At 54.8% G+C, this 15139-nt stretch carries 10 protein-coding genes; 4 read left to right on the plus strand and 6 right to left on the minus strand.

Features of this window, described 5'->3' with window-relative positions:
* Nucleotides 1–43: 43 nt before the first annotated feature.
* Together MUA00_RS15325 and MUA00_RS15330 are read left to right on the plus strand one after the other, a co-directional pair.
* Nucleotides 44–694 carry an NAD(P)H-binding protein gene (locus tag MUA00_RS15325; RefSeq protein ID WP_271123881.1) on the plus strand — a complete coding sequence of 217 codons (651 nt, stop codon included), beginning with the start codon at nucleotides 44–46 and terminating at the stop codon, nucleotides 692–694.
* A gap of 88 nt (nucleotides 695–782) precedes the next feature.
* Complete coding sequence (locus MUA00_RS15330) at nucleotides 783–1826, plus strand: permease (RefSeq protein ID WP_271123882.1); 1044 nt, start codon at nucleotides 783–785, stop codon at nucleotides 1824–1826.
* A gap of 19 nt (nucleotides 1827–1845) precedes the next feature.
* Here the strand turns inward: MUA00_RS15330 and nrdG are convergent, their stop codons facing one another.
* From nrdG to treR, 5 genes are all read right to left on the minus strand, one after another.
* Nucleotides 1846–2310: an anaerobic ribonucleoside-triphosphate reductase-activating protein gene (gene nrdG, locus MUA00_RS15335; RefSeq protein ID WP_271123883.1), complete on the minus strand. Its 465-nt coding sequence runs from the start codon at nucleotides 2308–2310 to the stop codon at nucleotides 1846–1848.
* A complete protein-coding gene (nrdD, locus tag MUA00_RS15340; RefSeq protein ID WP_271123884.1) occupies nucleotides 2311–4446 on the minus strand; it encodes an anaerobic ribonucleoside-triphosphate reductase in 2136 nt (711 codons plus the stop codon). It abuts the gene before it with no gap.
* A gap of 338 nt (nucleotides 4447–4784) precedes the next feature.
* The gene (treC, locus tag MUA00_RS15345) at nucleotides 4785–6443 is read right to left on the minus strand and encodes an alpha,alpha-phosphotrehalase (protein WP_271123885.1); all 1659 of its coding nucleotides are present in this window, start codon (nucleotides 6441–6443) and stop codon (nucleotides 4785–4787) included.
* A gap of 59 nt (nucleotides 6444–6502) precedes the next feature.
* Entirely contained in the window at nucleotides 6503–7921 is a 1419-nt protein-coding gene (treB, locus tag MUA00_RS15350) for a PTS trehalose transporter subunit IIBC (RefSeq protein ID WP_271123886.1), read from the minus strand.
* Nucleotides 7922–8041: 120 nt separating this feature from the next.
* Entirely contained in the window at nucleotides 8042–8989 is a 948-nt protein-coding gene (gene treR, locus MUA00_RS15355) for a trehalose operon repressor TreR (RefSeq protein ID WP_271123887.1), read from the minus strand.
* 391 nt (nucleotides 8990–9380) lie between these two features.
* Between treR and mgtA the strand changes: the two genes are divergently transcribed.
* Together mgtA and MUA00_RS15365 are read left to right on the plus strand one after the other, a co-directional pair.
* Nucleotides 9381–12098 (plus strand): magnesium-translocating P-type ATPase, encoded by a 2718-nt coding sequence (gene mgtA, locus MUA00_RS15360; RefSeq protein WP_408639716.1) that lies wholly within the window; start codon nucleotides 9381–9383, stop codon nucleotides 12096–12098.
* Between the two features lie 139 nt (nucleotides 12099–12237).
* On the plus strand, nucleotides 12238–14628 hold the full coding sequence (locus MUA00_RS15365) for a beta-N-acetylhexosaminidase (protein ID WP_271123888.1): 2391 nt from the start codon (nucleotides 12238–12240) through the stop codon (nucleotides 14626–14628).
* A gap of 50 nt (nucleotides 14629–14678) precedes the next feature.
* On the opposite strand, the gene ridA is transcribed toward MUA00_RS15365, so the two are convergent.
* Nucleotides 14679–15068 (minus strand): 2-iminobutanoate/2-iminopropanoate deaminase, encoded by a 390-nt coding sequence (ridA, locus tag MUA00_RS15370; protein ID WP_271123889.1) that lies wholly within the window; start codon nucleotides 15066–15068, stop codon nucleotides 14679–14681.
* Nucleotides 15069–15139 lie beyond the last annotated feature (71 nt).

Raw genomic sequence — 15139 nt, forward strand, 5'->3', positions numbered from 1 at the left:
AGCGAACGGACTAGACTTAGATTCATCTGATAAAGGAGCTTCCATGAGCCGGGCATTAATTACTGGGGCGACAGGACTGGTCGGCGGGCATTTATTACGCCTGCTCAACGACGAACCGCGGGTCACAAACATTGTGGCTGCTACGCGCCGTCCGCTGCCCCCGATGCGTAAAATGTTTAATCCTCACGATCCGCAGCTTAGCGATGCGCTGGCACAGCTCACCGAGCCGGTGGATCTCGTTTTCTGCTGTCTTGGCACGACGATGCGAGAGGCGGGCAGCAAAGAAGCTTTTGTACTGGCCGATTACACGCTGGTGGTCGATACCGCCCTGACGGGGCAGCGTCTGGGCGCCAGACATATGCTGGTCGTCAGCGCGATTGGCGCAAGCAGCAAATCGCCGTTCTTCTACAACCGCGTAAAAGGAAAAATGGAAGAGGCGTTGATAGCCCAGAACTGGCCAAGACTGACCATCGCTCGACCTTCCATGCTGCTGGGGCATCGTGAATCGCAGCGCTTTAACGAATCCTTCTTTGCGCCGCTATTTAAAATTATGCCGGGCAAATGGAAATCTATTGAGGCCAGAGATGTCGCGCGGGCGATGCTGCATGAGGCTCTTTCACCTTCGCATGGCGGCGTGGCGATCCTCGACTCGGGTCAGCTACGAGAAATTGCGGCGCATACGCCGGTTTATTAACCGCTGCTTTCCAATACCCTTACAAGAAGCGTAGTATTAGCGCCAATAAATAAATCTATAGCGCTTATTACTCGCAGGGTAACTTTTCATGCAAACTCAAATTTCGCAACGGGTGAGTGAGACATCGTTCGCCTGGTGGAAACCAGCGCTGTTTTTCGCGGTTGTGATTGTCGGGCTGTGGATGGTGAAATGGCAGCCGTATTACGGTAAAGCCTTCACCGCCGCCGAAACGCACAGCATCGGCAAATCGATTATTGCGCAGCAGGAAGTGAATCCGCTTAAAGCCGCCTGGGATTACGCGATGGTCTATTTCCTCGCCGTCTGGAAAGCCGCGGTGCTGGGGGTGATTTTAGGCTCTTTGATTCAGGTCTTGATTCCAAAAGACTGGCTGCTGCGCACGCTCGGCCAGCCGCGCTTTAGCGGCACGCTGTTTGGAACGCTCTTTTCGCTGCCGGGCATGATGTGCACCTGCTGTGCGGCGCCCGTCGCTGCCGGAATGCGCCGCCAGTCGGTTTCGATGGGCGGAGCGCTGGCATTCTGGTTAGGCAATCCGCTACTGAACCCGGCCACGCTGGTCTTTATGGGCTTTGTTCTGGGCTGGCATTTTGCCCTGATTCGTCTGGCCGCCAGTATCGTGACGGTGCTGGGCGTGGCAACGCTTGTGCAGCTTTGGGTAAAGGACAAACCTCAAACCACGGACATGCCTTCTCCCACCGAGACGATGCAACCGCAGGGCCCTTTCCTGCAACGCTGGATGAAAGCGCTATGGAGCCTGTTCTGGAGCACTATCCCGGTTTATATCATTGCCGTTCTGGCGCTTGGCGCAGCTCGCGTATGGCTGTTCCCGCACGCCGATGGCGCGGTGGATAACACTTTATTTTGGGTGATTGCGATGGCGATTGCCGGTTGCCTGTTTGTCATCCCAACCGCCGCCGAAATTCCGATTATTCAAACCATGATGCTGGCGGGAATGGGCGCCGCGCCTGCTCTGGCGCTGCTGATAACGCTGCCAGCCGTAAGCCTGCCGTCCCTTATCATGCTGCACAAAGCATTCCCGGCGAAAGCGCTGTGGCTTACCGGTGGACTGGTGATGTTAAGCGGGGTGATTTTTGGGATGCTGGCGCTGATATAAAAAAAGCCCTTCCGGGCTTTTATCGCAGATAGTGAACGACCTGATTGCCGCTGCCGCGCCAGATAAGCGCCGGGTCTTTCAAATCCTGAACAAATTTGCCGTCGACCAGCACATTGATTAACTCAACCACTTCATGCTGTGCGTCGGTTAGCTCATCCAGTTTATAACCTGTCCACATCCAGATGTCCTTGCCGGGACATTCGGCCCGCACGCGCCGTACCAGCTTCAGAATATCCGCTACGTTTTGCGGATGAAGAGGATCGCCGCCGGAAAGCGACAATCCCTGGCGATGTATCCGCGTATCATTCAAATCGCTGATTATTCGATCTTCCATTTCCCGGGTGAAAGCCACGCCTGAGTTTAGCCGCCAGGTGCTTTTGTTGTAGCACCCGGGGCACTCATGCACGCAGCCGGAAACAAACAGCGTGCAGCGGGTACCCGGCCCGTTAACGATATCGACCGGGTAGTACTGATGCATATTCACTTAGTCAATCTGCCCGTTGCCAAGGTGCTTCACGCGGCGTTTCACTTCTTCTTGCTTGCCGGCGTTAAACGGACGCGCATCCGGGCTGCCGAGATAGCCGCACACACGGCGGGTAACAGAAACGCGCGCCGCGTCGTGGTTACCGCATTTCGGGCAGGTAAAGCCTTTGCTGGTGCACTCAAACTCGCCGGTAAAGCCGCATTCGTAGCATTCGTCGATTGGCGTGTTGGTGCCGTAATACGGCACGTGCTGATAGCTGTAATCCCAGACATCTTCCAGCGCGCGCAGGTTGTGCTGAATATTCGGGTATTCGCCGTAGCAAATGAAGCCGCCGTTCGCAAGCTTCGGATAAGGCGCTTCAAAATCAATTTTGTCGTACGGATTGACCTTTTTCTCAACGTCCAGATGGAAGCTGTTGGTGTAATAGCCTTTGTCCGTTACGCCCGGCACCACGCCAAATTCAGCGGTATCAAGGCGGCAGAAGCGGTCACACAGGTTCTCACTTGGCGTGCTGTACAGGCTGAAACCGTAACCTGTTTCATTTTTCCAGGTCTCGGTGGCTTCGCGCAGACGCGCAACAATCGCCAGGGCTTTTTCGCGCAGCGCTTCGCTGTCGTAAACATGTTGATTGCCAAACAGCGCATTCACCGTTTCATGAATGCCGATATAACCAAGCGAAATAGAAGCGCGGCCATTTTTGAAGATTTCAGAAACGTCGTCGTCCGCTTTCAGACGCACGCCGCAAGCGCCTTCCATATATAAAATTGGCGCCACGCGCGCTTTCACGCCTTCCAGACGAGCAATTCGCGTCATCAGCGCTTTGTGCGCCAGCTCCAGGCGGCTATCAAGTAATTCCCAGAAACGCGCTTCGTCGCCTTGCGCTTCGAGCGCGATGCGCGGCAGGTTGAGGCTGATTACGCCGATATTGTTACGGCCATCATGGATTTGCTCGCCGTTTTCTTCATACACGCCGAGGAAGCTGCGGCAGCCCATTGGCGTTTTGAACGAGCCGGTCACTTTCACGACCTGATCGTAATTGAGAATGTCCGGGTACATGCGCTTGCTGGCGCATTCAAGGGCAAGCTGCTTGATATCGTAGTTGGCGTCGCCAAATTTGTGGTTCAGGCCGTCTTTAATAGCGAAAACCAGTTTCGGGAATACCGCGGTTTTGCGGTTTTTGCCGAGGCCCGCAATGCGGTTGCGCAGAATCGATGTTTGAATCAGGCGCGATTCCCAGCTCGTGCCCAACCCGAAACCAAAGGTGACAAACGGCGTCTGGCCGTTGGCGGTATGCAGCGTATTCACTTCATATTCCAGCGACTGGAAAGCGTCGTAGCACTCTTTTTCCGTGCGTGAGCGGGCATAGCCTTCAGCGTCCGGGACCTGCCACTCTTCAGCGGCCTTACGGTGCTTCGTGAAGCTTGCCGACACAAAGGGCGCCAGTATTTCATCGATACGGTTAATGGTGGTCCCGCCGTAAATATGGCTGGCGACCTGAGCAATAATCTGCGCGGTGACGGCGGTCGCGGTAGAGATAGATTTTGGCGGCTCGATTTCCGCGTTACCCATCTTAAAGCCGTGGGTCAGCATGCCTTTGAGATCGATAAGCATGCAGTTAAACATCGGGAAAAACGGAGAATAATCGAGATCGTGGTAATGAATATCGCCACGTTCGTGAGCCTGCACCACGTCGCGCGGCAGAAGATGCTGCTTGGCATAGTGCTTGGCGACAATACCGGCCAGCAAATCGCGCTGGGTTGGGATCACCTTACTGTCTTTGTTGGCGTTTTCATTTAGCAGGGCAGAGTTGGTTTGTTCAACCAGACCACGGATCTCCTGATTCAGACGACCACGCTTTTCACGTTCGATATCGCGATCGTGGCGGTATTCAATATAGGACCGTGCCAGTTGTTTGTAGTTACCTGCCATCAACTGGTTCTCTACCGCAGTCTGGATTTCGCCAATATCCACCTGGCTGCGTCCTTCCATCTGCTGGCTAACGATATCTGCGACGGTGGCGCAATAATCTGCGTCATCGACTCCCGCTGCTTTAGCTGCACGAAGAATAGCTTCTTTTATGCGCTCTGAAGTGAAAGGCACTTTGCACCCGTCTCTTTTCATCACATGCGGTGTCATGATCTCTCCATTTAAAAAAGGTTATCCACAAAGGGATGGATGATTCCGGAAGCGGATTACCACTCGTTTTGCCACGAGGTTCCGGATTTCGGCCCGTTTTATCCACAGATAATCCCCAGAGTTATGCTGTGGGTCTTGTTGCTATAATAGTCGATAAATACAAGATGTAGGGCCGAATGGCATTTTAAAGTCTATATATAGTGTATGCATCAAAGATGTTTGCGGTTTTATTGATTCAGAACAAAGTAAATCGGGCGGTACAGGAAGGGCGGGGGTTAGTGAAGTGAATTATCTCCCTCATGCGAAGGAGATAATCAAATGGCAAGGGCGAGCGCGACTTAATTCTGCAACCAGTAAACCGCCTCATAAGGCCGCAAGCTGATCTCACCGGGTTTACCTGCCGCTTCGGCGTAGTTGCTCATCAGCACTTCCCAGTCGCCTGCGAAAGCTTCCGGCATCCACCACTGATTATTGCGGCTAAGGTTTGCCGCAACGACCAGCGTTTGGCCCTGCCATTCGCGGCGGTAGCACCACAGATAAGGATGCTCCGGCAACAGATCCTGATAGTTGCCCCAGGTAAAGACCGGCTGAGCTTTGCGCAGCTTGATAAGGCGCTGATAGGCATAAAACACGGAGTCAGGATCGTCCACCGCGGCTTTGGCGTTAATCGTTTGATAGTTGTCACACAGGCCTATCCACGGCGTACCTTTGGTAAACCCTGCGTTTTCACCGTTGTCCCACTGCATTGGCGTGCGGCTATTATCGCGGGATTTACTCGCAAGGATCGCCAGCAGGTTATCGCTGTCGCGCCCCTGAGCACGCAGCTCGGCGTACATGTTGTGACTTTCCACATCGCGATAATCAATAATGCGAGTGAAATGCGGGTTGGTCATCCCCAGCTCTTCGCCCTGGTAGATATACGGCGTGCCCTGCATGCCATGCAGCACCATCGCCAGCATTTTCGCCGCCGGTACGCGTAGTTCGCCTTCGTCGCCGAAGCGGGAAACGATGCGCGGCTGATCGTGGTTACACCAGAACAACGCGTTCCATGCCACGTTGTGCATTCCCTGCTGCCAGTGGCTGAAAATCGCCTTCAGCGCCACAAAATCCGGCTCCGCCAGCGTCCATTTATGTCCGCCTGGATAATCCACTTTCAGATGGTGGAAGTTAAAGGTCATCGACAGCTCGTTGCTGTCCAGCGCGGCATACTGCTGGCAGTTGTCGAGGGTAGTGGAGGACATTTCGCCCACCGTCATCAAACCGCGTGGAGTAAACACATCGCGGCTGAACTCCTGCAAATATTCATGAATGCGCGGCCCGTCGGTATAAAAACGGCGTCCATCGCCTCCCTCGATATCGTTCGGGAAATCCTGATCTTTGGAGATAAGGTTGATCACATCCAGACGCAAACCGTCCACGCCGCGATCGGCCCAGAACTCGCAAACTTTTTTCAGCTCGGCGCGCACCTGCGGATTCTCCCAGTTGAGATCCGCCTGCTCCGGGGCAAAGAGGTGCAGATAATACTGACCGCTTTCCGCGTGCCAGCGCCAGGCGTTGCCGCCAAATTTAGAACGCCAGTTGTTAGGTAAAATATCCGGCGTACCGTCGCGCCAGATATAGAACTCCCGGAACGAACTTTCAGGGTTCAGCGACTCATGAAACCAGGCGTGCTGCGTGGAAGTATGGTTAAACACCATATCAAGGATGATGCGGATCCCGCGCTCGTGCGCTTCGGCGACCAGCAAATCGAAATCATCCAGCGTGCCGTAGTTATGGTCGATGGCGCAGTAGTTCGCTACGTCATAACCGTTATCCACCTGAGGCGAAACGTAGAAGGGCGTGAGCCAGATAGCGTCGACGCCCAGCAGTTTGAGATAGTCGAGGCGCTTGATTACGCCGATTAAATCACCGGTTCCGTTGCCGGTCGTATCCTGAAAACTCTTCGGGTAGATCTGATAGATGACACCATGTTGCCACCACGGAGGCGTTGTATTCATAGCGCTTTCCTAAAGCTAAGGGGCCAATAGCTGGCCCCGGTAAAAACTAAATCACCAACCTAAACCACCAACAGGGTGCCCTGACGGTATTTGCGTTTGTACACCGCGGTTGTCAGCATAATCGGTACGACCACTGCAATCACAATGGCAATGGAGTAAACCTCCCAGTAGCGCGGCTGAATCGACAGAATGCCCGGCAGGCCGCCAACGCCGATACCGTTCGCCATCACACCGTTCAGGCCGCACAGCAGGCCTGCAATACCGGAGCCGACCATCGCGCACAGCATCGGGAAGCGGTACTTCAGGTTGATCCCGTACATTGCCGGTTCGGTGACGCCGAGATAGGCCGAGATCGCCGCCGGAACTGAAATCTCACGTTCGTTGTTTTTTCGGCTGCAAATAATAACGCCCACAACCGCTGAAGCCTGAGCGATGTTAGACAGCGCAATCAGCGGCCAGACCGGCGTCCCGCCCATGTTCTGAATCATCTGCATATCTATGGCGAGCGTGGTCTGATGAACGCCGGTTATCACCAGCGGCGCATACAGGAAGCCAAAAAGCGCCGCGCCAATCGGTGCAAAACTGCCGGTCATCAGATGGCGAACCGCGAAGGCTACGCCGTCGCCAATCCAGCGTCCGAACGGCCCGATAAACGCGTGGGCGAGAAACACCGCCAGGATCAGCGAGCACACGGGCACTATTACAAGATAGAGGTAATCCGGCACAATGCGTTTCAGACGCGTCTCAATAAAGCCAAGAGCGAGGCCCGCCAGCAAGGCCGGAATAACCTGCGCCTGGTAGCCCACTTTCGCGATGGTAAACAGGCCGAAGTTCCACACCTCAGGAATTTTAGTCCCCAAATCGTAGGCGTTCATTAGCTGCGGCGAAACAAGCGTTACGCCGAGCACGATACCAAGGATAGGCGTCCCGCCCATTTTGCGCACGGCGGACCAGCAAATCCCTACCGGTAAATAGAAGAAAATCGCCTCGCCGATAAGCCACAGGAAATCATAAATACTTTGCAGCGACGGGTACATCTGCGCCAGCGTCTGGCCGTTGCTCATCGGCAAATCGCCAATCACGTTGCGGAAACCGAGGATCAAACCCCCGCTTATCAGCGCGGGCAGCAGCGGGAAGAAAATCTCTGCGAAATGCGAGATCAAACGCTCGTGCCACTTCATGTTCTGGCGCGCGGCCAGTTTCGCCTGTTCTTTATTTGCAGTGCTGTGGCCGCTGGTAGAGATCAGCGCCTGATAGTAATCGCCGACGTTTGTGCCGATAACCACCTGAAACTGCCCGGCGTTGGTAAAACAGCCTTTTACCATGGGCAGATTTTCGATTTCTTTCGGACTCGCAATCGCCGGATTGTTCAGTACAAAACGCAGCCGGGTAATACAGTGGCTGACGGTGGCGATATTTGCGCGTCCGCCGACCAGCTCTATCAGCCTGTCGATATCCTGTTGTTTTACTTTGCTCATTATGTGGCCCCGAATAAAGAGTAATGCCCTGTCCATAAGGTTATCGATTAATCATCTTGCCGAAAATGGGAACGTTCCCGAAATCAGGCGACGATCACAATAAACCGCCGATCGAGGCGCTTACTGAAGGGTGCCCGGGATAACGAGCTGGCGAATATTGAGCGTTTGCGTTATCTGGCCGATAAGCTGTAAAGCCGCCTGCCGACCAGCCTGCGCATAGCCGGGATCGACGGTGATGATTTCCGGGTGAAGGAACTTCATCAGCGGCGTGTTGCCGACGCTTGCAAGCTGCAGCGTGGTGCGCTGGTGCTCCTGGAGATATTTACTGGCGCCCAGCGCGAGCGTATCGGTTGCGCACAGCAGGGCGGTGGTTTCAGGCAGAAGCACTTCAGCGACGTGCTCGTAGCCTTGTTTCATTGCAAGGCCCGGCAGCGCCACCTTAGGTGTGAGCTTATGTTTTTTGCAGAAAGTCAGATAGGCCTCGTGGCGCCGCAAACCGGTGGTCGCATCGTTGTGGGGAACGCCGAGAAAACTGATATGGCGATGGCCTTGCGCGTAAAGAGCGGACATTAAAAGATTAATCGCCCCTTCGTCGTCATAACACACGGAGGCGAATCCTTTGGCGTCGCGCGCCATTAATACCATCGTGGACTGCCAGGGAAGCAGCATTTTTTCGGTAATGCCGGTAAAACCAAACAGGATAACGCCGTCAATATTACGGCGCTGGAGCATACCCAAATGCTCTTCCACCAGCTTCGGATCGAACTGACTTTCCATCATTATCGGATCGTAGCCCTGCTCATAAAGGCTTGGCAGCATGGTTTGTACCGCCAGATTTTCGGAGAGCGAATCCAGACGCGTCACGATAATCGCCACCACTTTATCGCTTTGCCCACGCATGGCGCGTGCCGAACGAGAAGGGGAGAAGCCTTCCTGCTGCATCACCGCCTCCACCCGTTCACGCGTGCGCGCGCTGACACCGCTTTCATTGTTCAGAACACGAGAGACGGTGGATTTACCCACGCCGCTGAGTCGCGCGATATCTTTGATGGTGAGGCGGTTTGGCATTGTTCTGGTTTTTCCTGATATTCAATTGCTTGTGATGTAAACATTTAAGTAATGCTACCCAACAATCCGCAATGGGCAAAATCTGGTTTACAAAGGGTTTAGTTTTGCAGGTGTAGTATATCCGCACTTTGATCTGCGCCGGGCGGCGTAACAAAGCATTCTTTTTTCTTCAACCGGAGGCGACATGGAACCCGATCCCAGTCCAGACCCTGTGATAACAGGACCCATCCGGTAAGACGCCCTTCTAAGAAGCGACTGCCTTACCGGAATCCGTAAGGCAGCGATGCACAATTTGTCGATCCCTGCTGAATAAAAATATGACCTGCAAGGTGGGCTAAGCCGTGCCTGCAGGACAGCCAGGCGCCGCCTTTTGCGGCGCTAAGGGACTATTATGCTGTTTAAAAACCTGACCCGGCAGTTGTTTTCACAACTTAGCCGTCATTTGCCACGCCGTCTGATCCAGCGCGACCCAATGCCGGATGGCAAAACCGACTCGCTTGCGGCAGAAATTCCTGCATCGCTTAGTGAAGCGTGCCTGAAATACGCTTACGCGAGCGAAGAGCAGCTCTATCGCGAGTTTTCCAGTCATCCTGAGGGCCTGAATATCCGGGAAGTGGAAGACGCGCTGGAAGCGCACGGCCCGAATCAGATCCCCGCTCAGGCGCCGACGCCGTGGTGGAAACATCTGTGGAGCTGCTATCGCAACCCGTTCAATCTGCTGCTGACGCTGCTTGGCATTTTTTCTTATGCCACAGAAGATGACCTGTTCGGCGCGGGCGTTATCGCGCTGATGGTTATCATCTCGACGCTGCTTAACTTTATTCAGGAAGCCCGCTCCACCAAAGCGGCGGATGCGCTTAAAGCGATGGTCAGCAACACGGCCACGGTAATGCGCGTCATCAACGAAAAAGGGAAGAGCAGCTATGTCGAAATTCCCCTCGACCAGCTTGTGCCTGGCGATATCGTAAAACTTTCCGCGGGCGATATGATCCCGGCTGATTTACGCGTGCTCCAGGCTCGCGATCTGTTCGTGGCGCAGGCTTCGTTAACCGGTGAATCGCTGCCGGTAGAAAAAGCGGCGGTAAGCCGTGCAGCGCGGCACAACAACCCGCTCGAATGCGACACGCTGTGCTTTATGGGCACCAACGTGGTGAGCGGTACGGCGCTTGCGATGGTGATAGCGACTGGCGGCAACACCTGGTTTGGTCAGCTAGCCGGGCGCGTAACCCAGCAGGAAAACGAACCCAATGCGTTCCAGAAAGGCATCAGCCGCGTGAGCTGGCTGTTGATCCGCTTTATGCTGGTGATGGTGCCGGTGGTCTTGCTGATCAACGGATTCACCAAAGGCGACTGGTGGGAGGCGGCGCTGTTCTCGCTCTCCGTTGCGGTTGGTCTGACGCCTGAAATGCTGCCGATGATCGTCACCTCAACCCTTGCCCGCGGCGCGGTAAAACTCTCGAAACAGAAAGTGATCGTCAAACATCTGGACGCTATTCAGAACTTCGGCGCAATGGATATTCTGTGTACCGATAAAACCGGCACGCTGACCCAGGATCGCATTATTCTGGAAACGCACACCGATATTCTGGGCGGCGTGAGTGACCGCGTGCTGTATACGGCGTGGCTGAACAGCCATTACCAGACCGGCCTGAAAAATCTGCTGGATGTGGCGGTGCTGGAAGGGGTGGATGCGGAAAATGCCCGCAGGGCCGTGGCCCGCTGGCAGAAAGTGGATGAAATTCCGTTCGATTTTGAACGCCGCCGCATGTCGGTGGTGGTTTCCGAATCGCCTGAAGTTCATCAGCTCATTTGCAAAGGCGCGCTGCAGGAAATCCTGAGCGTTTGTACTCAGGTTCGCCACGGCGATGAGATCGTGCCGCTAAACGACGCGATGCTTAAACGCATTCGCAGAGTGACCGACGATCTTAATCGCCAGGGATTGCGCGTGGTTGCGGTCGCGACCAAATTCCTCCCGGCGCGCCACGAAGACTACAGCCGCGTCGATGAATCCGATCTGATCCTCGAAGGCTATATCGCTTTCCTCGATCCGCCGAAAGAGACGACCGCGCCGGCGCTGAAAGCGCTGAAGGAAAGCGGCATCACCGTCAAAATCCTCACCGGCGACAGCGAGCTGGTCGCAGCGAAAGTATGTCGTGAAGTTGGGCTGGATGTGGATGAGCGGGTTACCGGCTGCGAAATCGAAAATCTCAGGGATGAAGAACTGGCCGCTCTTGCCCTGCGAACCACGCTATTTGCTCGCCTGACGCCGATGCACAAAGAACGCATTGTTCGTCTGTTGCGCGGCGAAGGTCACGTTGTCGGTTTTATGGGGGACGGCATCAACGATGCGCCTGCGCTGCGTGCGGCGGATATTGGTATCTCCGTTGACGGGGCGGTGGATATCGCCCGCGAAGCGGCGGATATCATCCTGCTCGAAAAAAGCCTGATGGTGCTTGAAGAAGGCGTAATCGAAGGGCGTCGTACTTTTGCCAATATGCTGAAATACATCAAAATGACCGCCAGCTCTAACTTCGGCAACGTGTTCAGCGTGCTGGTGGCGAGCGCCTTCCTGCCGTTCCTGCCGATGCTGCCGATTCACTTGCTGATTCAGAACCTGCTGTACGATGTGTCCCAGGTGGCCATCCCGTTTGATAACGTAGACGACGAGCAAATCGCTAAACCGCAGCGCTGGAATCCGGCGGATTTAGGACGCTTTATGGTGTTCTTCGGGCCAATCAGCTCCATCTTCGACATCATGACGTTCTGCGTCATGTGGTGGGTATTCCAGGCTAACGTGCCGGAAGCGCAAACCCTGTTCCAGTCCGGCTGGTTCGTGGTGGGCTTACTGTCGCAAACATTGATTGTGCATATGATTCGTACCCGCCGCATTCCGTTTATTCAAAGCCGTGCCGCATGGCCGCTGATGGTGATGACGCTGATTGTTATGGCGGTGGGCATCGCGCTGCCGTTCTCGCCGCTGGCAAGCTATCTGCATCTTCAGGCGCTGCCGCTTAGCTACTTCCCATGGCTGGTGCTGATTCTTGGGGGGTATATGACCCTGACCCAGGCGGTGAAAGGTTTCTATGCCCGTCGTTACGGCTGGCAGTAATCAAGGGCGGATCACAGCCTAAATTGGCGAGATGTGATCTGCATCTCGCCGCGGCCTTGAGGAATATTTCTCCGCGTGTTACCAGAGTGTTTTGCTTTTTTTGCCCGTCACCTGGTTTGCCACGTCAAAAGGAATATTCATGTTTAAATCAATACGTTTAAGTTTGTTAGCGGGCTGCATTTCCATCGCCTGCCAGGCAAATGCTGCCCCGGCAGGAGACCTGCCGTTGATGCCCTGGCCGCAGCAGGTGACTCGCCCGGCGGCGGAAGGCAGCCTGGTGCTGGATAATGCGGTGGCGATAAAAATCAGCGGCGACAAACTTGAAGGCGCCACAGAACGCTGGCGTGAGCGTATTGCGCAGCAAACCGGCTGGCAGCTTCAACCGGCACAGGCCAATCCTTCAAACCCAACCATTGATATTCACATCAATAAAGCTGTCAGTCCGTTACCCAGGCTTGACAGCGATGAAAGCTACGAGCTGAGCGTGACGGCGGACGGGGTTAAGCTGACCGCCAACACGCGTTTCGGCGCCATGCGCGGCATGGAAACCCTGCTGCAGCTTATCCAGAACGGGCCGCAAAATACCTCTATTCCTTTCGTGGCGATTAAAGACACGCCGCGCTTCCCATGGCGCGGCATGCTGCTGGATTCCGCACGCCATTTTGTACCGATCGAGGATATTCTGCGCCAGTTGGACGGTATGGCGAGCGCCAAATTCAACGTCTTCCACTGGCACCTTACCGACGATCAGGGCTGGCGCTTCTCCTCGACGAAATACCCCAAATTGCAGCAGCTTGCCAGCGACGGGCAGTTCTACACCCAGGCGCAGATGAAAGAAGTGGTGCGTTATGCGACAAAACTAGGGATTCGCGTGGTGCCGGAAATGGATTTGCCAGGCCACGCTTCGGCGATTGCGGTGGCCTATCCGGAATTAATGAGTGCGCCGGGACCGTATCAAATGGAGCGCCACTGGGGCGTACTCAAACCTCTGCTTAATCCGGCTAACGAAGCCACCTACAAATTTGTCGATACCCTGATCGGTGAACTTACGGCCATCTTCCCGGATGCCTATTTGCATATCGGCGGTGATGAAGTTGACGATGCTCACTGGAAAGAATCCGCCTCGATTCAGGCGTTTATGAAACAGCACAACATTGCCGATACCCACGCGCTGCAGACTTATTTTAATCAGCGGCTGGAGAAAATCCTCGAAAAGCATCATCGCCAGATGATGGGCTGGGATGAGATTTATCATCCGGATCTGCCAAAAAGCATTCTGATCCAGTCCTGGCAAGGACAGGACGCTTTGGGCACGGTGGCTGCGAATGGCTATAAAGGGATCTTATCGACTGGCTTTTATCTCGACCAACCCCAGTCAACCGCTTACCACTACCGCAATGAGATCCTGCCGCAGGGCCTGGGCGGGATCGATCAAATCACCCCTGCCGATAGCGCGCAAAGCTGGTTCTTCACGATGCCGCGCCTGAAAGGCAAACCTGTGGAAGGCAGCTTCACGCTGGTAAACAACAAAAACGGCTGGCGAGGATTTATCGACTTCGAAGGCAAATCCCGTCGCGCTGTACGCGATATCGAATGGCTGAATGCTCATCAGGTCACTTTCACGGTGGATACCTGGATGGGTGAGACGCGGCCGGTAGTCACGGTAGACCAGGACAAACTGAGCGGTTATTTCCTGGTGGGCAACGTGCGCTATCCGGCAAGCGGGCAAAAGCTGGATAACGTGCCGGAGGGCGTGCAGCCGGTGGTGCCGACGCCTGAACAGATGGACAATATTCTCGGCGGCGAAGCCGCGCTGTGGGCGGAAAACGTTTCTTCTCCGCTGCTTGATATCAAACTCTGGCCGCGCGCTTTCGCCGTGGCGGAGCGCCTGTGGTCTACGGAGGAGGTGAAAGACATCGATAACATGTATCAGCGCTTACAGGCGATCGATGCCTGGTCGACCATCTCCGTTGGCCTGCGCCAGCATACCGCCGCCGTGCAGCAAATGACCCGTCTTGCGGGAACGCCGGATATTCTGCCGCTGCAGATCCTCGCCCAGGCGGTGGAACCCGCGCAGTATTACACCCGTCAGCATCTGAAGTTCCAGGCCGGAAATTACCATCATTTCGAACCTCTAAACCGTTTTGCAGATGCGCTGGGAGCGGAAAGCATTCAGGTTCGCTCTATGGATAGCTGGGTGGATAAACTTATCGCCGATCCGGAAGATGGCACCAGCGCGGAATCCCTGCGTCACACTTTTGCGCGCTGGCAGAGCAACACGCCGGACGTGCTGGCGCTGATTGACGGTAATTACCAACTGAAAGGGCTAAAACCGGTAGCGGAAAGCGTTGATAAACTGGCGGGAATAGGGCTGCGTTTAACTGATTTGGTGGCCAGGCAGGGAACGTTAAGCGGTGACGAGCGGGAAGGGATTCAAAAACAGCTTGATGATGCGGCGCAAACTCAGGATGAAGTGGTTATCGCCGCCGTTTATCCGCTGCAAAAGCTATTACGCGCAAGCACCAGATAAACCGACAAATAAGGCCGCGAGCGCGGCCTTATTTCTTGTTTTTGCAGAAATTAACGGCGAACAGCAATCGCTTCAATTTCAATTTTTACGTCTTTTGGCAGACGAGCCACTTCCACGCAGGAACGCGCCGGGAAAGTCGCTTTATGCTCGGTGAAAAAGGCTTCGTAGGTGGCATTCACCGTGGCGAAGTCGTTGAGGTCTTTTACGAATACCGTGGTTTTCACGATATCGCCAACCTTCAGGCCTGCTGCTTCAACGATAGCCTGCACGTTTTCCAGAGACTGACGCGCCTGAGCGGCTACATCTTTCGGTACGGTGCCGGTTTTTGGGTCAACCGGGATCTGACCGGAAGTGATGATCATGCTGCCAAGGTCAACGCCCTGAACATAAGGGCCAATGGCTGCCGGTGCGTTTTCGGTGCTGATAGTACGAGAAGACATTTTTATTCCTTATCTAAGTTCGTAGGGCGGGTAAGCTGCACGTCACCCGCCAACAGTTGAGCGGTGGATGA

This window comes from Dryocola boscaweniae (assembly GCF_025215095.1).
GTDB classification, from domain to species: domain Bacteria; phylum Pseudomonadota; class Gammaproteobacteria; order Enterobacterales; family Enterobacteriaceae; genus Dryocola; species Dryocola boscaweniae.